The sequence below is a fragment of the Burkholderia sp. MSMB1072 genome (genome assembly GCF_001524725.1).
Taxonomy (GTDB): domain Bacteria; phylum Pseudomonadota; class Gammaproteobacteria; order Burkholderiales; family Burkholderiaceae; genus Burkholderia.
Genome location: NZ_LOYC01000030.1, coordinates 46,703 through 67,014 on the forward strand (window position 1 = coordinate 46,703; position 20,312 = coordinate 67,014).

Sequence of the window (20,312 nt, forward strand, 5' to 3'; positions counted from 1 at the left end):
CGCGCGACCGCCTGCCCGCGCCCGAAAAAAAGGCCCCGCATCGCGCGGGGCCTGCTCGTCATGCCGTCATGCCGTCATGCCGGCATCTGGCCGAAGCGGCCGCTGTTGAAGTCCTCGATCGCGGTACGAATCTCCGCTTGCGAGTTCATCACGAACGGACCGTAGCCGACAACCGGCTCGTCGATCGGCTCGCCGCTCAGGATCAGCAGCTTCGCGTCGCCGTTCGCTTCGATCTCGACGTCGCTGCCGTCGCGGCCCAGTTGCACGAACTGCGCTTCGCGGGCCACCGTCTCGCCGTTCACCTGCACGGTGCCGCTCAGCACGACCACCGCGAGCGTACGCCCTTCGGCGACCGGGAACCGCGCATGACCGCCTGCGACGAGCCGCATGTCCCACACGTCGATCGGCGTGTGCGTGCGGGCCGGGCCGCGCCGCCCGTCGAGCTCACCGGCGATGATCCGCGCCCGCCCCGCGCCGTCCGGCAGCTCGACCACCGGGATATCGGCGTTCAGCAGCGTCTGATAGCCGGGCGCGCCCATCTTGTCCGCGGCGGGCAGGTTCACCCACAGCTGCACCATCTCGAGCGGGCCGCCCCGTTTCGTGAACGCCTCCGAGTGGAATTCCTCGTGCAGGATCCCGCTCGCGGCCGTCATCCACTGCACGTCGCCCGGGCCGATCGTGCCGCCCGCGCCGGTCGAGTCGCGGTGCGCGACTTCGCCGTCATAGACGATCGTCACCGTTTCGAACCCGCGGTGCGGATGCTGGCCGACACCGCGCGGCGTGCTCGTCGGTTCGAACGTCGCCGGGCCCGCGTAATCGAGCAGCAGGAACGGGCTCAGGTGCGTGCCGTGAGACTGATAGCTGAACATCGAACGCACCGGGAAACCGTCGCCGACCCAATGACCGCGCGGCGCACTGTACACACCCTGGATCTTCTTCATTGCCTTCTCCGTATTGCGGCGAAACCCGTGTTTCGCATCCATGGATGACAAATATAGAGATGGAACGATCGATCCGGTAGACTGCCAAAATCGCACTCAGCGTTCCATTTCATGAACGATAAAGCGCGGGATCTGAACGATCTCTACTACTTCGTGCAGGTCGTCGAACACGGCGGCTTCGCGCCGGCCGGGCGCGCGCTGGACATGCCGAAATCGAAGCTGAGCCGCCGCATCGCGCTGCTCGAGGCGCGGCTCGGGATGCGGCTGATCCAGCGTTCGACGCGCCGCTTCACGGTCACCGACGTCGGCCAGACCTATTACGCGCATTGCCGCGCGATGCTCGTCGAGGCCGATGCCGCCGACGAGGCGATTGCGCTGCTGCATGAGGAGCCGCGCGGCATCGTGCGCGTCAGTTGCCCGATCGTGCTGCTCGATTCGCTGGTCGGCACGATGATCGCCGCGTTCATGGCCGCGTGCCCGCGCGTCGAGATCCACCTGGAAGCCACGAATCGGCGCGTCGACGTGGTCGGCGAAGGAATCGACGTCGCGATCCGCGTGCGCCCGCCGCCGCTCGAGGACAGCGATCTCGCGCTGCGCGTGCTCGCCGAGCGCGGCCAGTGTCTCGTCGCGAGCCCCGCGCTGCTGCGCGAGCACGGCGTACCGGTCGTTCCCGCCGACCTTGCGCTCCTGCCGAGCCTCGATCACGGCGTGCCGCAGTCCACGCACGTGTGGCGGCTGCGCGGCCCCGACGGCGCGCACGCGGAAATCCATCACCAGCCGCGCTTCGTGACGGGCGGCATGCTCGCGCTGCGCGCGGCGGCCGCCGCAGGCGTCGGCGTCGTGCAATTGCCGACGATGATGGTGCGCGACGAGGTGTCGCGCGGTGAACTGGTCACGGTGCTGCCCGACTGGGCGCCCCGCCGCGAAATCGTGCACGCGGTGTTCGCGTCGCGCCGCGGGCTGCTGCCCGCGGTACGGGCGCTGCTCGACTTTCTGGCCGAACGGTTCGCCGAACTCGAACCCGACTGAGCACGCCGCATCGCGCACGACCCAGCGCTGCAGACCGCGCGCGGGTGCCGTAGACTGCGGTACGCGCAATGCGCATTTCACAACCCTTATCGCTTTCCCGCCATGTTGACGCTGTCCAACGACCCTACCGCCTCCAAGGCCGATCAATACGCGACGCTCGTCGAGCAGGCACGCGCGCTCGTCGAATCCGAACGCGACCTGACCGCGAACGCGGCGAATTTCTCCGCGCTCGTCTATCACTCGCTCGATCGCCTGAACTGGGCGGGCTTCTACTTCTTCGACGGCGCCGAGCTCGTGGTCGGCCCGTTCCAGGGCAAGCCCGCGTGCGTACGGATCGCGCTCGGCAAGGGTGTGTGCGGCACCGCCGCGCAGACGCGCGAAACGCAGGTCGTGCGCGACGTGCACGACTTCCCCGGCCATATCGCTTGCGATGCGGCGTCGGAATCGGAAATCGTCGTGCCGCTGGTGGCCGGCGACGGCACGCTGATCGGCGTATGGGACGTCGACAGCCCGGTCGCCGCGCGCTTCGACGACGAAGACCGCCGTGGCATGGAAGCGCTGTGCCGCGTGTTCGTCGAACACGCGTGGCAGAAGGCGCGCGGTTAAGCTCGGCGGCGCCGCGGCGCTGGCCGCGGCAAGCGAAACGGGCTCCGCGAAGGAGCCCGTTTCATTGCAACGCCGCGCCGCCGTATGCGGCGCACGGTCGCCGTCAGGCCGCGTGCGTGCCGGAAAGCGCCGCGAACGCCTGCGGCTTCGCATCCTCGGTCAGCACCTCGACGCCCGTGTCCGTCACCACGACCATGTGCTCCCATTGCGCGGACAGCGAATGGTCCTTCGTGACGACCGTCCAGCCGTCGGCCAGCACCTGCGTATCGCGCTTGCCCGCATTCAGCATCGGCTCGATCGTGAAGATCATCCCCGGCCGCAGCGGCAGGCCGGTGCCCGGGCGACCGTAGTGCAGCACCTGCGGTTCGTCGTGATAGACGTCGCCGATGCCATGCCCGCAATATTCGCGCACCACGCTGAACCCCTCGCGATGGGCGACCTGCTGAATCGCATAGCCGACGTCGCCGAGCGTCGCGCCGGGGCGCACCGCGCGGATGCCGGCGTGCATCGCCTCGTAGGTCGCCGCGACGAGCCGCCGCGCGAGCGCGTTCGGTTCGCCGACGAAATACATGCGGCTCGTATCGCCGAACCAGCCGTCCTTGATCACCGCGATGTCGAGGTTCACGATGTCGCCGTCGCGCATCGGCCGCGACGTCGGAATGCCGTGACAGACCACATGGTTGACCGACGTGCACAGCGTCTTCGGATAGCCGTGGTAGCCGATGTTCGCGGGAATCGCGCCCAATTCGTCGACGATGTATTCGCGGCAGCGCGCGTCCAGCTCGTCGGTGGTGACGCCCGGCTTCACGTGCTCGGTGATCATCGTCAGCACCTGCGACGCGAGCTTCGCGGCTTCGCGCGACTTGGCGATTTCTGCGGCACCGCGGATCGGGATTTCGCGTTTCGCCATTACGCCACCTGCTCGATGTGCTGCGCGACCGGTTCCGCCGGCCCCATGTCGCGGCCACGCGCCTCTGCCTCGATCAGCATCTTGCAGATGTCGCCATAGGACAGCGCCGGATTGAGTTCCGCCAGCATTCCGACGCGCAGCCAGTGTTCGGCCTGCGCGTTGATCGAACGGCTCAGCGCCGTGCTCGTCGAGCGCAGCCGTTCATGCATGTGCTCGGAAATCTTGATGATGCCCATATATCCCCAATTAAACGAAACGTAACTGTTTCGTATATTACGCCGCGCATGATGACCGGGCAAGCCGTTTGGCTTCCGCCCCTCTTCAACCCGCCTCGGGGAATGCCGTTGACATCGAATTCCATCTTGCTGGAAAATAAATCCACCATGAAAGAATCAGCGATTCCCACGGCCGACGACGCCGGTATCAACGAGCGCATTGCCCGACGCGTGCGCGACCTGCGCGCCGTTCGAGGCTACACGCTCGATGCGCTGGCCGCGCGTTCCGGCGTCAGCCGTTCGATGATCTCGCTCATCGAACGCGCGTCGGCCAGCCCGACGGCCGTCGTGCTCGACAAGCTCGCCGCCGGCCTCGGCGTGTCGCTCGCCGGGCTGTTCGGCGGCGACCGGGACGACGCGCCCGCGCAGCCGCTGGCCCGCCGCGCGCAGCAGGCCGAATGGCGCGACCCGGCGTCCGGCTATGTGCGACGCAACCTGTCGCCGGCCGGCTGGCCGTCGCCGCTCCAGCTCGTCGAGGTCGATTTCCCGCCCGGCGCGCGCGTCGCGTACGACAGCGGCGGGCGCGAAAACGCGCTGCATCAGCAGGTGTGGATCATCAGCGGCCGCGTCGACGTCACGCTGGGCGATGCGCTTCACGAGCTTCGCGAAGGCGACTGCCTGGCCATGCGGCTCGACCGGCCGCTCATCTTCAGCAATCCGTCGTCGCATGCCGCGCGCTATGTCGTCGCGATCTGCGACGCATCCGCCGCCGTGCGGAGCGCGTGATGCGCACGGCGTGTGCGCAACCGATTTAGAGCCACCAGGAAGGAATCCATATGAACTCTCCGACACAGCGCGACGACGTGCGCCTGATCGATTGCAGCGAGGCCGAACACGCAGCGGCGATTCTCGAGATCCTGAACGACGCGATCGTGAACTCGACCGCACTGTACGACTACCGGCCGCGGCCGCCGGAAGCAATGGTCGCGTGGTTCGCGACGAAGCGCGCGGGCGGCTTTCCGGTCTTCGGCGCCGTCGACGCAGCGGGCACGCTGCTCGGCTTCGCGAGCTGGGGGACGTTTCGCGCGTTCCCGGCGTTCAAGTACACGGTCGAACACAGTGTGTACGTGCGCAACGATCAGCGCGGTCGCGGGCTCGGCGAATTGCTGCTGCGCGAAGTCGTGCGCCGTGCGCGCGAAGCGCAGGTGCACGTGCTGGTCGGCTGCATCGACACGACCAATGCCGGAAGCATCGCGCTGCATACGAAACTGGGATTCGTGCACGCGGGCACGATCGCCGAGGCGGGATTCAAGTTCGGCCGCTGGCTCGATGCGGCGTTCTATCAGTTGAAGCTCGAGACGCCGGTGCAGCCGGTGGATGGGTGATTGGTTGGCGGCCGGTGCGCGCATCGTGTAGATGATCTTGCGCACACCCGGTGGAAACGCAAAGAACGGGATCGCGCGATCCCAGGCGTTGCGCCACGCGCTACTGACGGTCGGGAATTTCTGAGGCTGGCCCAATTTCCGCCGACATCGTCACTATCAAGCCGGTGGCGGGCACGTTGCACCTTGATACACCATGATATGGGTGTAATGTCTGTCCCATGACAGCGGAGCGGCTCCTATCACGCTCCACTCCGCATAGTCGCCGGAAACCGTTGTAGCAGTTGTCAATTGCCCGATTCCGACCGTCGCTAATTGCTGCGACGCACTCATTACAACGTTGCCATACCATTGGACCTGTGTTCCATTTTGGAACCAGTCGCCACTCCATGCGTGCTGCGTCGTTGAATACCAGGTGTTATTGGGTTGGATGCAGACCCCCTGCGAGGTATAGATCGCACCGGTGGAAATTTGATAGAAGGTGGCTTGCCAGTAACCAGTGGTCAATGGAGCAGCATGAACAGCTCCCGCCAAACAACAACCGAGCACCGCACTAGCCACAAATTTGGTGATTTTTTTCATTTCAACAGTCGTAGTAGGTGGATGGAAGTATAACAGCCATGCCAAACCGCCGAATTATTATCGCGGCGAGCTTTGTTCGTTATACATTAGCGCATGACAATACTCGACGATTCATCAAATTGACCAGTAAAGAGCTGCCTATTTGTGCAAATGGCATTTCAGCGATTTTGCTACATGTATCTGGCATCAATTTATAGCTCGCAACTTTCTTGGTTGATGTGATGTTGATGACGCTAGCAACGCCCGCTTTCCCGGATACCATGCACGTCGGTGCGAGAAAGCGGTCAATTCCCGAACATTCCGGCGGTCGCCCCTGTTTCTTCAGCGATGTGCACCGGTCTGGACGCGACCGGAACCGGGCCGCCCGTAACCGTGATATCCGGCGGCACGGCGAACTGCGTGAGGCGGTCCGCTTGCTTGGCAACCCATGACGACGCCCCGGAGAAGTACGCCTTCGAGCCAATCACCATCGTGATCAGCACGCCGAGCAGCGTGTCGACCGTGCTCTTCCGATGTCGAGCATCTTAATCTCGCCGATCGCCAGATAGAACTCCAGCCAGATCACGACGAACAATGCCAGCGTCTACATATGGGCAAGGTTCCGCGCTGTGTGGTCGTGTTCGGTCACAGCGTATTGGCGAGCGCTCGCGCGATCATCAGCCGCGACCTTGTCGGCCTGCACCTGCTCTCCGCGTGCACGAAGCCGGCCTGCCACATCTTCAGTTCGAAATCCGCATCGGCCCACGTCAACGCGAGCAGTTGTTCGGCGTCACCGACTGGCCGGCCACGCCGCCTTCACGGCGTCCATCGAACCGTCACCGAAGCAAGCTTGTCGCGATCATTAACGTGGCCATCGCCACGATACCGGGCACACCATCGGTCAGCGCCGTCATCGGCCACGGCGCAACAGTCTGCAGAATGTCTAGCATTCCCCCAACGCGCAGTTGAGCTGCGTCCGCCCCGCGTTGCCGCAGGAACGCAGTCAACGCCGTAATCGTCATCGGGCCGACGCCGCAGTCGACCGAAATGCCTGGGAACGTCTTTTAACGCCTGCGCATGTTCGGCGGCCAAACATTCGATCTGGAGCGTGCCGCGCTCAACATCCAACAGATCGAGGAACTGCAACCGGCCGAGAACCCGGCCAAGTCCTCCGACTCGAGATTCAGTGCCTAGTCGAGCCGGGACTCGACGCTCGCCGGCAAATCCAGCAAGCGTCATGGTACGTCGCCGCAGGTTGCCCTGATTATGAAGATCCCGAGCAAAGAGCACGACCATGACCGCCGACGAAAAAGGTCACTCGGATGAGCTGAAGAATAAACTGGCCCGGCTTGCCGAGCGCTGGACAGAATCGACGAACGCGGGGAGCAGGTCATGTATTCCCACGTTCTGGAGGGTCGTCGCTTGGTCGCCATCCGCTGGGCGAACTTGCTATACGGCTAAAAAGCCGGCTGAAGCGTGGTTACGCGTATTTCTTGAGTAGTTAGAAGCGACTTTGTACCACTCTAGACGACAAGGATGGAAATGGCGTCGAAAAAAGAGAAAAAGCCCTATTTCTCAGGGCTTTTTTCTCTTCTTACTTGGAGGCGCGAGCCGGAGTCAAACCGACCTAAACGGTTTGCAGGCCGCGACGAGTTTCTTTACTTCAATTACTTATACGGTTTAACCGCCAAGGCAGCCGCTTCCTGAATGCGAGTCTTTGCATGGCGGCTCCACCATCTTCTACGCTACCTCCGATTGCGCTCAATCCTCGGCAACTTCTGCGCCCGAAATGACTCGGTGATGAAATCCACGAACGCGCGTGTTTTGGCCGGCAAGAGCTTTTGGTTCGAAAAATACAACGACAATGGCCCAGCATCGACATGCCAATCTTCCAGCACTCGCACCAGGGCGCCGCTGGCGAGGTATGGCGCTGCATGTAGTAGCGAAACCACACCGACGCCAATACCCAGTAGAGCCGACCGACATACCGCATCGGGGTCGTTGACCAGCATCACTGGCTTTTCTGCTACGGCCATCTCGGTGCCGACCGAGTCGCGCATGACCCACGCGCGCTGACGACTGCTTAGAGGCGAACGCATCGTCACGCTTCCCAGTCTCGCGAGATCAGCGGGATCTTTCGGGGGACGTTTACCGACCATGAATGCCGGTGATGCCACCGCAATCAAATGAATCCGGCCCAACTCGCGAGCCACCATACCGGCAGGTAGCTCGAAACCGCCCCCAATTGCCACATCGAATCCTTCTCCGATGAGATCCACCGGCCGGTTATCGAAAAACCAATCCGGCCTCACCTCAGGATAGCGCTCCAGGAAAGCAGGCATCAGCGGTAACAGGTAGTCCATTCCGAAACCCGCTGGAACGCTCAGTTTCAGAACGCCCGAGGGTTTGGCGGCATTGACCATGAGATCCGCAATCGCACCCTGGATACTGTCGAGACCGCTCCGCACCGACAGCAGAAAACGGTCGCCCGCTTCGGTGGGGGTCAGGCCGCGCGTGCTACGTTGAAACAGTTGGACGCCCAGGTTGCGCTCAAGGTGCGCAACGTTGCGGCTGACCGCTGCAGGCGTAAGCGCGAGCCTGCGTGCAGCCGCCGAAAAGCTTCCTGACTCTGCGCTCCGGACGAAGCATTCCAGGTTGGCAAGGCTTTCCATGATGGGCTTCAAATATTGATTGAAACTGATTCTACTTGCATTCAACTACCTGTAAAGGCTCGACGAGCATAAAGTCCTTCTACGAAATCACTTTCAACCAGAGGGAACCAGTATGAGTATCGCAATCATTGGGGCCGGCGCCATCGGCTCGGCCATCGCGCGCAATCTCGCCCGTAGTGGCATCTCGGCTTCCATTGCCAACAGCCGTGGACCGCAATCACTACAGGCACTGTCCAATGAACTTGGCCCCTATATCAGAGCCGTGAGCGTAAAAGAGGCCGCACGCGCCGACATCGTGTTTCTCGCGGTGCCTTGGGATCAAGTGGCCACTGTCTTGAAGGATCTCGGCCCGTGGAACGCCCGCGTTCTGGTCGACGCGAACAACGCGGTCGAAGTACGAATCGGTGCCGACAACGTACCGTCGTTCCACGCTATCGATTTTGGCGGTCGCGCTTCCAGCGAGCTAGTCGCGCAGTGGGCGCCTGGAGCAAGGGTTGTGAAGGCGTTCAACCATTTGAGTGCCGGGCCGCTGGCCTCTGGCCCCAAGGTTGACGGTGGTCGACGCGTGCTGTTCTTGGCCGGACAAGATGCTGATGCAAAGAAATCCGTCAGCGACCTGATCGTTCGCCTCGGTTTCGCGCCGGTCGATCTCGGTGGTGTGGACGAAGGTCGGCTTATCCAGTTTCCGGGTGGGCCGCTCGCGGTGATTAACCTCACCCAGCTGGATCAGTAACGACGAAGCGACGCAGAAAAAAGAAAAGCCCCGCCGAAGCGGGGCTTTTTCTGGAGGCGCGAGCCGGAGTCGAACCGGCCTAAACGGCTTTGCAGGCCGCTGCATAACCGCTTTGCTATCGCGCCAAAAGCGGACTGTCCGGATGCCGTGAGGCAAGCGACAGATTTTTATTCGAGGACCGGAAGTCCATCAAATAAAAAGGGAAGCGTGGCTTCCCCGTTACCTGGAGCGGGAGACGAGTCTCGAACTCGCGACCTCAACCTTGGCAAGGTTGCGCTCTACCAACTGAGCTACTCCCGCATTGTCCTGCATCTGCAGCGCTTCGCCGTACTACACGCTGCCAGAAAAATCTGGAGCGGGAGACGAGTCTCGAACTCGCGACCTCAACCTTGGCAAGGTTGCGCTCTACCAACTGAGCTACTCCCGCATGTGTCCTGCATCCGCAGCGCTTTGCCGTACTACACGCTGCCAGAGAAAATCTGGAGCGGGAGACGAGTCTCGAACTCGCGACCTCAACCTTGGCAAGGTTGCGCTCTACCAACTGAGCTACTCCCGCGTATCGCTACGCTACTGCTTCCCCGTCACACACTTACTTCGTCGTGCAGCGGAGAAGCGAGATTATGTCGAAGGCACATTCGTGTGTCAAGGGCTTTTCCAGCCCTTTTTACAAAAACCGCCGCCCATGCGGCGCGGATCACGCACCGCCGCGCTCGCGGATCTGCGGCCATGCGAGCTTCATGTAGTACAGCATCGACCAGATGGTCAGCACCGCGGCGAGATACATCAGCCACTCGCCCCACACGCGCGTATCGATCGTCACGACGCCGAGCGGCAGCGGCCCGTAGAACAGCAGCATCGGAATCGCGACCATCTGGCATGCGGTCTTGAACTTGCCGAGTTGATTCACCGCGACGCTCTTCGACGCGCCGATCTGCGCCATCCATTCGCGCAGCGCCGAAATCGCGATCTCGCGACCGACGATCACGAGCGCGATCGCCGCGTCGACCCGCGAAATCTGCACGAGGATCAGCAGCGCGGCCGTCACCATCAGCTTGTCCGCCACCGGGTCGAGAAACGCGCCGAACGACGACGTCTGGTTCCACTTGCGAGCGAGGAAACCGTCGAACCAGTCGGTCAGCGCGGCGAGGATGAAGATCGCCGCCGCCGCGAGATTGCGGTGCGCGCCGTCCATCACCGTGTCCGGCAGATAGAACACGCCGACGACGAGCGGAATCAGCACGATCCGTACCCACGTCAGGAAAATCGGGAAATTGAACGGCATGGCATGCGGGACAGTAAAGGATTCGCAATTGTGCCGTGTCGACCGGCCTGCCACAAGAATGCTGGCAAATGCCGCCGGCCGCACGGCCGCGTCAGTGAAGCTGCTTGTAGATCTGCTCGGCGAGCGCGTGCGAAATGCCCTCGACGCTCGCCAGCTCCTCGACACTCGCGGCCACCACGCCGCGCAATCCGCCAAAACGCGCGAGCAGCCGCTGCCGGCGCTTCGCGCCGACGCCCTCGAGCTCCTCGAGCCGCGACGTCTGCCGCGCCTTCGCCCGCTTCGCCCGCATGCCGGTGATCGCGAAACGGTGCGCCTCGTCGCGGATCTGCGCGACGAGCATCAGCGCGGCGCTCTCCTTGCCGAGTTCGAGCGGCGCGCGACCGTCCGCGAACACCAGCGTCTCGAGGCCGACCTTGCGCCCCTCGCCTTTCGCGACGCCAACCAGCATCGACGTGTCGAGGCCGAGCTCGGTGAACACCTGCCGTGCGATCTCGACCTGACCCTTGCCGCCGTCGATCAGCACGATGTTCGGCAGCAGGCTCGACGCCTCGGCCTGGCGCGTCGACTCGCCGTCGATGCCGGCCGCTTCGTCGGCGGCCGCCGCCTGCGCGGCCTGTTCCACCATCTTCTCGTAGCGGCGCGTGAGCACCTGCCGCATCGCCGCGTAATCGTCGCCCGGCGTGATGCCCGTGATGTTGTAGCGGCGATATTCGCTCGATTGCATCTTGTGATGGTGATAGACGACGCACGACGCCTGCGTCGCCTCGCCCATCGTATGGCTGATGTCGAAGCATTCGATCCGCAGCGTCGCGAGATCGTCGCTGTCGTAGCTGAGCGTGTCCGCCAGCGCACGCGTGCGCGCCTGCTGCGAGCCCTGCTCGGACAGCAGCCGCGCGAGCGCGAGCCGCGCGTTCTGCTCGGCCATCGACAGCCACGCGCGCCGCTGCCCCTGTGGCTGCCGCACCAGCGACACCTTGTGGCCAGCCTGCTCGGACAGCAGCTCCAGCAGGTCGCGGCTCGCGGGCGCATGACTGACGACGAGCACGGGTGGCACGCGATTGCCGAGATAGTGCTGCGCGATGAACGCATCGAGTACCTCGGCCTCGACCGACGCCGCCGCCGTGCCGCGCGCGCTGCCGGCCTCTTCCACAGGCTGGTCAGGCACCGTGTCGAGCGGCGCATCGACCGCTTCCGCCGGCTCGGCCTCGTCACCGAGACCGCCTTCGGCGAGCGTCAGCGCACTTTCGACGTGTGTCGGAAAATACGCCTTGTCCCCGAGGTGCCGGCCACCGCGGACCATCGCGAGGTTCACGCACACGCGTCCGCCCTGCGCGACGACGGCCAGGACGTCGACGTCGCGGTCGCTGCCGACCTCGATCGCCTGCTGGTGCAGCACCGTCGCGAGCGAACTCATCTGATTACGCACGGCTGCCGCCTGCTCGAATTTCAGCTCGGCCGCGAACGCGTGCATCTTCTGCTCGAGCTCCTTCATCACTTCGGACTGCCTGCCAAGCAGGAACCGCGCGGCGTTCGACACGTCGACCGCGTAATCCTCGTCGGAGATCGCGCCGACGCACGGCGCCGTGCAGCGCCCGATCTGGTGCAGCAGGCACGGCCGCGTGCGGTTGTTGAAGACCGAATCCTCGCAGGTGCGCAACTGAAACACACGCTGCAGGATCTGGATGCTCTCGCGCACCGCCCACGCGCTCGGGAACGGCCCGAAATACTGGTTCTGCTTGTCGACCGAGCCGCGGTAGTAGGCCATCCGCGGAAAGCGGTGCGCGGTGAGCTTGAGGTACGGATACGACTTGTCGTCGCGAAACAGGATGTTGTAACGCGGCGCGAGCGCCTTGATCAGGTTGTTCTCGAGCAGCAGCGCTTCGGCTTCCGAGCGCGTGACGGTGGTTTCGATGCGCGCGATGCGCGTGACCATCATCGCGATGCGCGGCGACAGTTGCGTCTTCGTGAAATAGCTCGACACGCGCTTTTTCAGGTCGCGCGCCTTGCCGACGTAGAGGACGGCGCCCGCCGTGTCGTAATAGCGATAGACACCCGGCATGTGCGGCAACTGCGCAAGGATCTTCTTCGGTTCGAACGGGGTATCGGAGGCTTCTGGGGATGTCATGCGTGATCCGGGCGCCTTGTAACGCGGAACGGGTCTATTAGAATCGCCAGTTTAGAGCATTCACCGGCTTGCTTCGATGCCACGCTCCTCCGCTGCCCCCCTCTCCGCCGTGCCGCTCGCGCCGGGCGAACCGATCGCCTGCGACCTCTTCTGCACGGTGATCGACAATTTCGGCGACATCGGCGTGTGCTGGCGCGTCGCGCGCCAGCTCGCGCACGAGCACGGCTGGCAGGTTCGCCTGTTCGTCGACGACCTGCACACGTTCGCACGCCTGCTGCCGCAGGTCGATCCCGGCGCGACGCGGCAGACGGTCGACACGATCGTGATCGAGCACTGGCATGCGGAAGTCGGCGATGCGCTGGAAATCGCCGACGTCGTGATCGAGGCGTTCGCGTGCGAGCTGCCCGGCGCGTATCTCGCGGCGATGGCGCGGCGCGCGCGGCGCCCCGTGTGGATCAACCTCGAATACCTGAGCGCCGAGGACTGGGTCGCCGATTTCCATTTGCGGCCATCGCCGCATCCACGCTACCCGCTGCTGAAGACGTTCTTCTTCCCGGGCCTGTCGGCCGGCACGGGCGGCGTGCCGAAAGAGCGCGACCTCGACGCGCGCCGCATGGCCTTCGACACCGATCCGGCAGCACGCGCCGCGTGGTGGCAGCGCGCGACCGGCGGCGCGCCGCCGGCGCCCGGCACGACGGTCGTCAGCCTGTTCGCCTACGAAAACCCGGCCGTCGACGTGCTGCTTGCGCAATGGCGCGACGGCCCGTCGCCGGTCGTCGCGCTCGTGCCGGCCGGACGTCTGTCACCCGCCGTCGCCCATTTTTTCGGGGTCGAATCGTTCGCGGCGGGCACATGGGCGCGCAGCGGCAACCTGACCGCCCATGGTCTCGCGTTCGTTCCGCAGGCCGACTACGACCCGCTGCTGTGGGTCGCCGATTTCAATTTCGTCCGCGGCGAGGATTCGTTCGTTCGCGCACAGTGGGCGCGCAAGCCGTTTGCGTGGCACATCTACCCGCAAGCCGACGACGCGCACCTGCCGAAGCTCGACGCCGCGCTCGCGCACCTGTCGGCCGGTCTCGCCGATGCGCCGCGCGCAGCGCTCGAGCGGTTCTGGCATGCCTGGAACGGCGCCGGCATACCCGACTGGGCCGATTTATGGCAGCACCGCGCCGCACTCGACGCCAATGCAGCCCGCTGGGCCGACGCGCTCGCGACCGTCGGCGATCTCGCCGGAAAGCTGGCGGAATACGCAAAATCTCAGTTAAAATAAGCGGTTATCCGACGGCTGACCATGCAAGCGCTCGCGTTTGAGCTTTGGGGGCCCACCGGAACGCATCTGCTTGGCGCCTCACCCGTTGTGCAACGCTCAGGCACCTATTTATTCGATTGGATCAGGACAGTTTTTTATGAAGACCGCACAGGAACTCCGCGTAGGCAACGTCGTGCAGATCGGCAGCGACGCATGGGTCATCGCCAAGACGGAATACAACAAGTCGGGCCGTAACGCCGCCGTCGTCAAGATGAAGATGAAGAACCTGCTGACGAACGCAGGCCAGGAATCGGTCTACAAGGCCGACGACAAGTTCGACGTCGTCGTGCTCGATCGCAAGGAAGTGACGTACTCGTACTTCGCCGACCCGATGTACGTGTTCATGGACGCCGACTACAACCAGTACGAAGTCGAAGCCGAAATGATGGGCGAAGCGCTGAACTACCTCGAAGACGGCATGGCTTGCGAAGTCGTGTTCTACAACGAGAAGGCGATCTCGGTCGAACTGCCGACGATCCTCGTTCGCGAAATCACCTACACGGAACCGGCCGTCAAGGGCGACACGTCGTCGGGCAAGGTGCTGAAGAACGCGAAGCTGGCGACCGGCTTCGAACTGCAAGTGCCGCTGTTCTGCAACACCGGCGACAAGATCGAAATCGATACGCGCACGAACGAATACCGCAGCCGCGCGTAATCGTCAGCGATACCCGCATCGAACAAAGCGCCCTTCGGGGCGCTTTTTGTTTGTCTGGCGCCAACAGCTACCACGAGCCAGAGCCATAAGCAGCACAAAAGCCACCGGTAAAGATATTCAATTTGTATCATCGGTAACTGTTTTATAGCGCCGGAGAAATAATGCGCGTGATGCGTTCGGCGGGGCATAAAATCAATCTTTAATCCGACATGCGGCTGCGGCCCGCTGGCCGACAGCCCGCCTCTCTTGACTCGACTCGCGTCCACCATGCCACACGCCCTGATTGTCGAAGACGATCCCAACAGCCTGTCAGGCCTCACCGCACTGCTCGCCGCAGACGGCTTCTCGGTCGACACGGCCACGTCGCTCGCCGAAGCGCGCACGGCGCTCGGCCGCTCGATTCCCGACGTCGTGCTCGTCGACCTGAACCTGCCGGACGGCAGCGGGTTCGACCTGCTCCAGCACCTGCCGCAGCAACAGCCGAACGGCTCGCTGCCGGTGATCGTGCTGACGGGCAACGCGACGGTCGAGAGCGCCATCGAGGGCCTGCGCCACGGCATCTGGGACTACCTGCTGAAGCCGATCAACATTCCGCGCCTGCGCAGCCTGCTCGCGCGGATCCCCCGCCCGTACGAACTGATCGACGAAGTGCAGTCGCTGCGTGCGTCGCTGCGCCATCTCGGCCGCTTCGGCGCGCTGGTGGGCCGCAGCGATGCGATGCAGCACGTGTACGACATGATCGAGCACAACGCCCGCACCGAAACGGCCGTGCTGTTCTCGGGCGAAGCCGGCACCGGCAAGAAGCTGGCGGCGCGCACGCTGCACGAACTGAGCCGGCGCCGCAAGGGGCCGTTCGTCTCGTTCGACTGCCGCATGCTCGCGCAGGCCGGCCGGCACGGCGCGTCGCTCGACAGCGTGCTGTTCGGCCATGAACGCGGCGCGTTCGACGGCGCCGAGCGCCGCGAATCGGGCCTGTTCGAGCAGGCCGGCGGCGGCACGCTGTTCCTCGACGAAATCACCGCGCTGCCGCTCGTGCTGCAGGAAGCGCTGCTGCACGCGCTCGATTCGCAGAACTTCATGCGGATCGGCGGCACGAGCCCGATCACCAGCGATTTCCGGCTGATCGCGGCCACGCGCCGCCCGGCGCGCGAAGCGGTGGCGAACGGCACGCTGCGTGAGGATCTGTGGCTGCGCCTCGACGCGGCGTCGATCACGATGCCGCCGCTGCGCGAGCGCGACGGCGACGCGCTCACGATCGCGGACGCGCAGATCGACGAACTGAACCGCGAAGCGCGCGCAACCGGCCGCAGCACGACCGACAAGCGGGCGGCGCCGGGCTTCGTGCGCGAATGCCTGTCCTACGAATGGCCGGGCAACGTGCGCGAGTTGCAGGAACGCGTGCGCTTCGCGTACGACGCGTCGGGCGACTTCATCGAGACGCTGCGCGCGGGCGAAGCCAGCTTCTCCGCCGGCGCCGCGCTGAACGGCAGCAGCGTGCAGATCAAGGTCGGCACGCCGCTGTCCGACGTCGAGGATCTGCTGATCCGCGCGACGCTCGACGCGGTCGGCGGTACGCGCCACCGCGCGGCTACGCTGCTCGGCATCAGCCCGAAGACGCTGTACAACAAGCTGCAGCGGATGAAGGTGAACTGAGCGGGCGGCCCTGAACGCGGGCGCTGACGGGATCTGACCGTTAGTTGCTTATACGCCCGAGCTCGTCCCGGCGACTGCCCTGATCGGGCGGTCGCGACCCGCAAAAAAAGCCGCGCTATTGCGCGGCTTTCTGTTGAGGCGACCCAAACGGCGCGATGCGCCCCGTCCGTGGCCGCTTACGCCAGCGCGCTGCTCAACAGCGCCTGCGCCCGCAGATACTCGGGCTGCGCGACCAGCTTCTCCCACTTGAGCGCCTTGCCGCGCGCACGCATCCGCTTGATGCGCCGCACCGACTCGGCCGAGGCCCGCGCCTTCAATCCGTTCAGCACGACTTCGGCCGCGTCCGGCTGGTTGCAGACGAGCACCATGTCGCAACCGGCGGCGAGCGCGGCGTCGGCTGCCTGCGTGAGCGTGCCGCCTTCGCGCGCCGCCTCCATCGACAGGTCGTCGCTGAAGATCGCGCCCGTGAAGCCGAGCTTCCCGCGCAGGATGTCCTGCAACCACACGCGCGAAAACCCGGCCGGCCGCTTGTCGACCTGCGTGTAGATCACGTGCGCCGGAATCACCGCGGACAGCGACAGCCCGAGCCAGTCGTACGGCGCGACGTCCTGCTCGACGATCGCATCGAGCGTGCGATCGTCGGTCGGCAGCGCGACGTGCGAATCGGCCTCCGCGAAGCCGTGCCCGGGGAAATGCTTGCCGCAGTTCGCCATGCCGGCGAGCGACAGCCCGTGGTTCAGGCTCTTCGCGAGCAGCGTGACGACGCGCGGGTCGCGATGGAACGCACGATCGCCGATCACCTTCGAGTGCCCATAGTCGAGATCGAGCACCGGCGTGAAGCTCATGTCGATCCCGCACGCGCGCAATTCGGCAGCCAGGATGTAGCCGACAGCGGTCGCGACCTTCGTCGCGAGCAGCACGTCGCGATCCCACAGTTCGCCGAGGCGGCGCATCGCGGGCAGCACCGTGAAGCCGTCGGTGCGGAACCGCTGCACGCGCCCGCCTTCGTGATCGACCGCGATCAGGATGTCTTCGCGCACCGCGCGGATCGAATCGGTCAGCGCGGTCAGTTGCGCACGATTCTGGAAGTGCCGCGCGAACAGGATCACGCCGCCGGTATTCGGATGCGCGAGGCGCCGCGCATCGTCGCGCGACAGGGTCGTGCCGACGACGTCGAGCATGACCGGGCCGGGAGTCGTTTTCATCGAATCGGGAATTCCGTCAGGAGGGGGTTCGGGAAACAGGTCCGGGAGCAGGCGCGGCGCCCGTTTCGGCGATCACGAACGACACCGCGTAGTCGCGTTCGTCACTGACCGTCACGCGCGCCGTGATGCCGCGAGCGGCCAGCCAGTCGGCCAGCTCGCCCGAAGCGACCACGTACGGCTCGCCGCTCGGATGGTTGAGCGTCTGCAGTGCGCGCCACGTCATCGGCCAGTGCATGCCGAGTCCGATTGCCTTCGAAAACGCTTCCTTCGCGGAGAAGCGCGTCGCGAGAAACGCGATGCCGCGCGCCTCGGAGCGGGCGCGCCGCGCGTGGAACACGCGCAGCTCGTCGGGGCCGAGCACCTTCTCGGCAAACCGGCCGCCCGTGCGTTCGAGCACGGCCGCGACGCGGCTCACCTGCGCGATGTCGGTACCGATGCCGTAGATCGCCATGTCAGTCTCCGCCGGGGTGGCCCGGCGAGGCCGGGTCAAGTGCGTCGCAAACGGCGTGCGGGGCGCGGCGGCCTCGCATCTCAGCGCGCGCCACCGTGCAGCGCGGCGACGCGTGCGGCAACCATGATCGCCTTCATCTCGCGCACCGCGTTGTCCCAGCCCGCGAAGATCGCGTGCGCGACGATCGCGTGACCGATGTTCAACTCGACGATACCGTCGATCGCGGCAATCTGCTGCACGTTCGTGTAGTGCAGCCCGTGGCCCGCATTGACCTTCAGGCCGAGCTGCGCGCCGGCCTGCACGCCCGCGACGATACGCTCGTATTCGCGCTGCTGCTCGGCCTGGTCGTGCGCTTCGGCGTAGCGGCCCGTATGCAGCTCGATCACCGGCGCGCCCGCTTCGTGCGCGGCGCGGATCTGCGTGTCGTCAGGGTCGATGAACAGCGACACGCGCACGCCCACGTCGGCGAGCTGCTTGCACGCCGCGCGCACGGCCTCGAAATGGCCGGCGACATCGAGACCGCCTTCGGTCGTCAGTTCCGCGCGCTTCTCCGGTACGAGGCACGCACCGTGGGGACGCACTTCGCACGCGATGTCGAGCATCTCCGCCGTCACCGCGCATTCGAGGTTCATGCGCGTCTTCAGCAGCGGGCGCAGTTCGCGCACGTCGGCGTCGACGATGTGACGACGATCCTCGCGCAGGTGCAGCGTGATCGCGTCCGCGCCCGCCTCTTCGGCGGCGAGCGCCGCGCGGACCGGATCGGGATAGCGCGTGCCGCGCGCATTGCGCAGCGTCGCGACGTGGTCGATGTTCACGCCGAGGTCGATGGCGGTGGGCGTTGTCAGGAAGAAGCTCATAGGTTTTGCAGGTCGATCAGGATCTGACGCGTGGCGAGCGGCGTGCCGCCGAGATAGGTGTTCAGCAGGAAGCGCATCAGCGTCTTGCTTTGCGCAACCGTCTGGGCTCGATGGTAATCGTCCTGCTCCATGTCGAGCAACGTCTGTCCGGTAATGACCGGCCAGTGCGACGGCACGTCGTCGTCCGCATTGCGCACGCCGCGCTCGGGATCGAACACGTAGCGGCGCTCGGGCTCGACGGCGCGGCGCGCGACCGTGCGGTTCAGCGCCATCGCATACCCGGTCTCGCGCAGCAGCACACGCTCGAACGAGCGCAGCACCTGCACCGCGGGCTCGCCGTGCGCGAGGCGCGTGAGGGTCAGCACGTAATGATTGAACAGCGGCGGCTGGGGATCCTCGCGCGCGCAGAATTTCACGAGCAGCTCGTTCGCGTAGAAACCGCACAACAGCCCGTCGCCGCTTAGCGGCAGCATCCCGCCGACCCACTCGGCGCCCGTCAGCGTGCGCACCTCGGATTTGCCGGACCACGACAGCAGCAACGGCTGGAAGGTCTGCAATACGCCGCGCAACGCCGAGTGCGGGCGCTTCGCGCCCTTTGCGACGAGCGCGAGCCGGCCGTGGTCGCGCGTCAGCACGTCGACGATCAGGCTCGTTTCCCGATACGGATAGCTGTGCAGCACGAACGCCGGCTGCTCGGCGACGCGGAAATCGGACGTGCGAGACGCCGCGCGCCGCACCTTGCGCGGCGGTTCGGGCGGTGCCGGCAACGGCGCGTCATTCGCGCCGGCGCTCACCGCGTCTTCGGTCGACGTCAGCGCGTCATTCGTACCCATAGGCACGCAGCCCCGCCTCGTTGTCGGCCCAACCGCTCTTCACCTTCACGAAGGTTTCGAGGTAGACGGGGCCGTCGAACAGCTTCTCCATGTCCATCCGCGCCTCGGTGCTGATCTGCTTGAGCTTCTCGCCCTTCTTGCCGATCACCATCGCCTTGTGCGAATCGCGCTCGACGAGGATCGTCGCGAAGATGCGCTTCAGGCGGCCCTCTTCCTCGAACTTGTCGATCAGCACGGTGCTCGTGTACGGCAGTTCGTCGCCGGTCCAGCGGAATACCTTCTCGCGCAGGATTTCGGCCGCGAGAAAACGCGAGCTGCGGTCGGTCAGTTCGTCCTCGCCGTAGATCGGCTCGCCTTCCGGCAGGTACGGCTTGATCGTATCCAGCAGGCGCTTGATGTCTTCCGGCCGCTGCGCCGACAGCGGCACGAGCTCGGTGAATTCGCGCAGTTCGCTCACCTTCTGCATGAACGGGAACAGCGACGCCTTGTCGTTCACGCGGTCGATCTTGTTCGCGATCAACAGCGTCGGCATGCCGGGCGGGATCAGGTCGAGCACCTTCTGGTCGTCGGGCCCGAAGCGGCCGGCCTCGATCACGAACAGGATCACGTCGACCGACGTCAGCGTCGACGTGACCGCGCGGTTCAGCGAACGGTTCAGCGCGGTGCTGTGACGCGTCTGGAAGCCAGGCGTGTCGACGAACACGAATTGCGCGTCGTCGAACGTGTTGATGCCGGTGATGCGGTGACGGGTCGTCTGCGCCTTGCGCGACGTGATGCTGATCTTCTGGCCGACGAGTGCGTTCATCAACGTCGACTTGCCGACGTTCGGGCGGCCCACGATCGCGATCATGCCGCAACGGAAACCGGTAGGAGCGGGAGTGTTCATATCGTTT

The 20,312-nt window shown here is 64.9% G+C and carries 21 protein-coding genes and 4 tRNA genes; 8 read left to right on the forward strand and 17 right to left on the reverse strand.

What is annotated here, in order from left to right; genetic code table 11:
- Positions 1–74 precede the first annotated feature (74 nt).
- Positions 75–941, reverse strand: coding sequence for a pirin family protein (locus WS89_RS13490; protein WP_059791933.1), 867 nt, complete (start codon positions 939–941; stop codon positions 75–77).
- Between the two features lie 111 nt (positions 942–1,052).
- Here WS89_RS13490 and WS89_RS13495 point away from each other — a divergent pair, with 111 nt between their 5' ends.
- Positions 1,053–1,970 (forward strand): LysR family transcriptional regulator, encoded by a 918-nt coding sequence (locus tag WS89_RS13495; protein WP_059791444.1) that lies wholly within the window; start codon positions 1,053–1,055, stop codon positions 1,968–1,970.
- Positions 1,971–2,072: 102 nt separating this feature from the next.
- Complete coding sequence (locus WS89_RS13500) at positions 2,073–2,576, forward strand: GAF domain-containing protein (protein WP_059791445.1); 504 nt, start codon at positions 2,073–2,075, stop codon at positions 2,574–2,576.
- Positions 2,577–2,679: 103 nt separating this feature from the next.
- Here the strand turns inward: WS89_RS13500 and map are convergent, their stop codons facing one another.
- Positions 2,680–3,486, reverse strand: a complete 807-nt coding sequence (map, locus tag WS89_RS13505; protein WP_059501557.1) for a type I methionyl aminopeptidase — start codon at positions 3,484–3,486, stop codon at positions 2,680–2,682.
- A complete protein-coding gene (locus WS89_RS13510; RefSeq protein WP_059791447.1) occupies positions 3,486–3,722 on the reverse strand; it encodes a ParD-like family protein in 237 nt (78 codons plus the stop codon). Before WS89_RS13510 ends, map begins: the two co-directional genes overlap by 1 nt.
- Positions 3,723–3,869: 147 nt before the next feature.
- On the opposite strand from WS89_RS13510, the gene WS89_RS13515 reads away from it, so the two are divergent.
- Together WS89_RS13515 and WS89_RS13520 are read left to right on the forward strand one after the other, a co-directional pair.
- A complete protein-coding gene (locus WS89_RS13515; RefSeq protein WP_059791449.1) occupies positions 3,870–4,487 on the forward strand; it encodes a helix-turn-helix domain-containing protein in 618 nt (205 codons plus the stop codon).
- Between the two features lie 50 nt (positions 4,488–4,537).
- Complete coding sequence (locus WS89_RS13520; RefSeq protein ID WP_059791451.1) at positions 4,538–5,086, forward strand: GNAT family N-acetyltransferase; 549 nt, start codon at positions 4,538–4,540, stop codon at positions 5,084–5,086.
- A 156-nt stretch (positions 5,087–5,242) separates the two neighbouring features.
- Here WS89_RS13520 and WS89_RS33775 read toward each other — a convergent pair whose 3' ends face one another.
- The 3 genes from WS89_RS33775 to WS89_RS13530 form a co-directional block, all read right to left on the reverse strand.
- Positions 5,243–5,665: a hypothetical protein gene (locus WS89_RS33775; protein WP_156440550.1), complete on the reverse strand. Its 423-nt coding sequence runs from the start codon at positions 5,663–5,665 to the stop codon at positions 5,243–5,245.
- 284 nt (positions 5,666–5,949) lie between these two features.
- Positions 5,950–6,147 (reverse strand): hypothetical protein, encoded by a 198-nt coding sequence (locus WS89_RS34645; protein ID WP_257128169.1) that lies wholly within the window; start codon positions 6,145–6,147, stop codon positions 5,950–5,952.
- Between the two features lie 1,242 nt (positions 6,148–7,389).
- Positions 7,390–8,316, reverse strand: coding sequence for a LysR family transcriptional regulator (locus WS89_RS13530; RefSeq protein WP_059791454.1), 927 nt, complete (start codon positions 8,314–8,316; stop codon positions 7,390–7,392).
- A gap of 112 nt (positions 8,317–8,428) precedes the next feature.
- Between WS89_RS13530 and WS89_RS13535 the strand changes: the two genes are divergently transcribed.
- Positions 8,429–9,049, forward strand: a complete 621-nt coding sequence (locus WS89_RS13535; RefSeq protein WP_059791456.1) for an NADPH-dependent F420 reductase — start codon at positions 8,429–8,431, stop codon at positions 9,047–9,049.
- A gap of 51 nt (positions 9,050–9,100) precedes the next feature.
- On the opposite strand, the gene WS89_RS13540 is transcribed toward WS89_RS13535, so the two are convergent.
- From WS89_RS13540 to uvrC, 6 genes are all read right to left on the reverse strand, one after another.
- Positions 9,101–9,174, reverse strand: a tRNA-Cys gene (locus tag WS89_RS13540).
- Positions 9,175–9,273: 99 nt separating this feature from the next.
- Positions 9,274–9,349, reverse strand: a tRNA-Gly gene (locus tag WS89_RS13545).
- A 51-nt stretch (positions 9,350–9,400) separates the two neighbouring features.
- Positions 9,401–9,476 (reverse strand) — tRNA-Gly (locus tag WS89_RS13550).
- Positions 9,477–9,529: 53 nt separating this feature from the next.
- Positions 9,530–9,605 (reverse strand) — tRNA-Gly (locus WS89_RS13555).
- Positions 9,606–9,743: 138 nt separating this feature from the next.
- Positions 9,744–10,331, reverse strand: a complete 588-nt coding sequence (gene pgsA, locus WS89_RS13560) for a CDP-diacylglycerol--glycerol-3-phosphate 3-phosphatidyltransferase (protein ID WP_059501566.1) — start codon at positions 10,329–10,331, stop codon at positions 9,744–9,746.
- A 91-nt stretch (positions 10,332–10,422) separates the two neighbouring features.
- Positions 10,423–12,456: an excinuclease ABC subunit UvrC gene (uvrC, locus tag WS89_RS13565; protein ID WP_059501568.1), complete on the reverse strand. Its 2,034-nt coding sequence runs from the start codon at positions 12,454–12,456 to the stop codon at positions 10,423–10,425.
- Positions 12,457–12,532: 76 nt separating this feature from the next.
- On the opposite strand from uvrC, the gene earP reads away from it, so the two are divergent.
- The 3 genes from earP (at position 12,533) to WS89_RS13580 (ending at position 16,073) form a co-directional block, all read left to right on the forward strand.
- Positions 12,533–13,726 carry an elongation factor P maturation arginine rhamnosyltransferase EarP gene (gene earP, locus WS89_RS13570; RefSeq protein WP_059791458.1) on the forward strand — a complete coding sequence of 398 codons (1,194 nt, stop codon included), beginning with the start codon at positions 12,533–12,535 and terminating at the stop codon, positions 13,724–13,726.
- A gap of 136 nt (positions 13,727–13,862) precedes the next feature.
- Positions 13,863–14,420: an elongation factor P gene (gene efp / locus WS89_RS13575; RefSeq protein ID WP_034206788.1), complete on the forward strand. Its 558-nt coding sequence runs from the start codon at positions 13,863–13,865 to the stop codon at positions 14,418–14,420.
- A 267-nt stretch (positions 14,421–14,687) separates the two neighbouring features.
- A complete protein-coding gene (locus tag WS89_RS13580) occupies positions 14,688–16,073 on the forward strand; it encodes a sigma-54-dependent transcriptional regulator (RefSeq protein WP_059791460.1) in 1,386 nt (461 codons plus the stop codon).
- 176 nt (positions 16,074–16,249) lie between these two features.
- On the opposite strand, the gene nagZ is transcribed toward WS89_RS13580, so the two are convergent.
- From nagZ to era, 5 genes are all read right to left on the reverse strand, one after another.
- Positions 16,250–17,278, reverse strand: a complete 1,029-nt coding sequence (gene nagZ, locus WS89_RS13585; protein ID WP_059791462.1) for a beta-N-acetylhexosaminidase — start codon at positions 17,276–17,278, stop codon at positions 16,250–16,252.
- 16 nt (positions 17,279–17,294) lie between these two features.
- Complete coding sequence (acpS, locus tag WS89_RS13590) at positions 17,295–17,729, reverse strand: holo-ACP synthase (protein WP_059791464.1); 435 nt, start codon at positions 17,727–17,729, stop codon at positions 17,295–17,297.
- Between the two features lie 80 nt (positions 17,730–17,809).
- Positions 17,810–18,586 carry a pyridoxine 5'-phosphate synthase gene (pdxJ, locus tag WS89_RS13595; RefSeq protein ID WP_059791466.1) on the reverse strand — a complete coding sequence of 259 codons (777 nt, stop codon included), beginning with the start codon at positions 18,584–18,586 and terminating at the stop codon, positions 17,810–17,812.
- Positions 18,583–19,419, reverse strand: coding sequence for a DNA repair protein RecO (gene recO, locus WS89_RS13600; RefSeq protein ID WP_059501578.1), 837 nt, complete (start codon positions 19,417–19,419; stop codon positions 18,583–18,585). Before recO ends, pdxJ begins: the two co-directional genes overlap by 4 nt.
- Entirely contained in the window at positions 19,406–20,305 is a 900-nt protein-coding gene (era, locus tag WS89_RS13605) for a GTPase Era (protein ID WP_034206782.1), read from the reverse strand. The genes recO and era overlap by 14 nt, the downstream gene beginning before the upstream one ends.
- Positions 20,306–20,312: the final 7 nt, after the last annotated feature.

Bases quoted from the DNA above. Each gene is read 5' to 3' on its own strand.
- earP (WP_059791458.1), top strand. From the start codon at position 12,533: ATGCCACGCTCCTCCGCTGCCCCCCTCTCCGCCGTGCCGCTCGCGCCG.
- pgsA (WP_059501566.1), bottom strand. From the start codon at position 10,331: ATGCCGTTCAATTTCCCGATTTTCCTGACGTGGGTACGGATCGTGCTG.
- pdxJ (WP_059791466.1), bottom strand. From the start codon at position 18,586: ATGAGCTTCTTCCTGACAACGCCCACCGCCATCGACCTCGGCGTGAAC.
- WS89_RS33775 (WP_156440550.1), bottom strand. From the start codon at position 5,665: ATGAAAAAAATCACCAAATTTGTGGCTAGTGCGGTGCTCGGTTGTTGT.
- WS89_RS13515 (WP_059791449.1), top strand. From the start codon at position 3,870: ATGAAAGAATCAGCGATTCCCACGGCCGACGACGCCGGTATCAACGAG.
- nagZ (WP_059791462.1), bottom strand. From the start codon at position 17,278: ATGAAAACGACTCCCGGCCCGGTCATGCTCGACGTCGTCGGCACGACC.
- efp (WP_034206788.1), top strand. From the start codon at position 13,863: ATGAAGACCGCACAGGAACTCCGCGTAGGCAACGTCGTGCAGATCGGC.
- recO (WP_059501578.1), bottom strand. From the start codon at position 19,419: ATGGGTACGAATGACGCGCTGACGTCGACCGAAGACGCGGTGAGCGCC.
- era (WP_034206782.1), bottom strand. From the start codon at position 20,305: ATGAACACTCCCGCTCCTACCGGTTTCCGTTGCGGCATGATCGCGATC.
- acpS (WP_059791464.1), bottom strand. From the start codon at position 17,729: ATGGCGATCTACGGCATCGGTACCGACATCGCGCAGGTGAGCCGCGTC.
- WS89_RS13490 (WP_059791933.1), bottom strand. From the start codon at position 941: ATGAAGAAGATCCAGGGTGTGTACAGTGCGCCGCGCGGTCATTGGGTC.
- WS89_RS13510 (WP_059791447.1), bottom strand. From the start codon at position 3,722: ATGGGCATCATCAAGATTTCCGAGCACATGCATGAACGGCTGCGCTCG.
- WS89_RS13500 (WP_059791445.1), top strand. From the start codon at position 2,073: ATGTTGACGCTGTCCAACGACCCTACCGCCTCCAAGGCCGATCAATAC.
- WS89_RS13495 (WP_059791444.1), top strand. From the start codon at position 1,053: ATGAACGATAAAGCGCGGGATCTGAACGATCTCTACTACTTCGTGCAG.
- WS89_RS13520 (WP_059791451.1), top strand. From the start codon at position 4,538: ATGAACTCTCCGACACAGCGCGACGACGTGCGCCTGATCGATTGCAGC.
- WS89_RS13535 (WP_059791456.1), top strand. From the start codon at position 8,429: ATGAGTATCGCAATCATTGGGGCCGGCGCCATCGGCTCGGCCATCGCG.
- WS89_RS13580 (WP_059791460.1), top strand. From the start codon at position 14,688: ATGCCACACGCCCTGATTGTCGAAGACGATCCCAACAGCCTGTCAGGC.
- uvrC (WP_059501568.1), bottom strand. From the start codon at position 12,456: ATGACATCCCCAGAAGCCTCCGATACCCCGTTCGAACCGAAGAAGATC.
- map (WP_059501557.1), bottom strand. From the start codon at position 3,486: ATGGCGAAACGCGAAATCCCGATCCGCGGTGCCGCAGAAATCGCCAAG.
- WS89_RS13530 (WP_059791454.1), bottom strand. From the start codon at position 8,316: ATGGAAAGCCTTGCCAACCTGGAATGCTTCGTCCGGAGCGCAGAGTCA.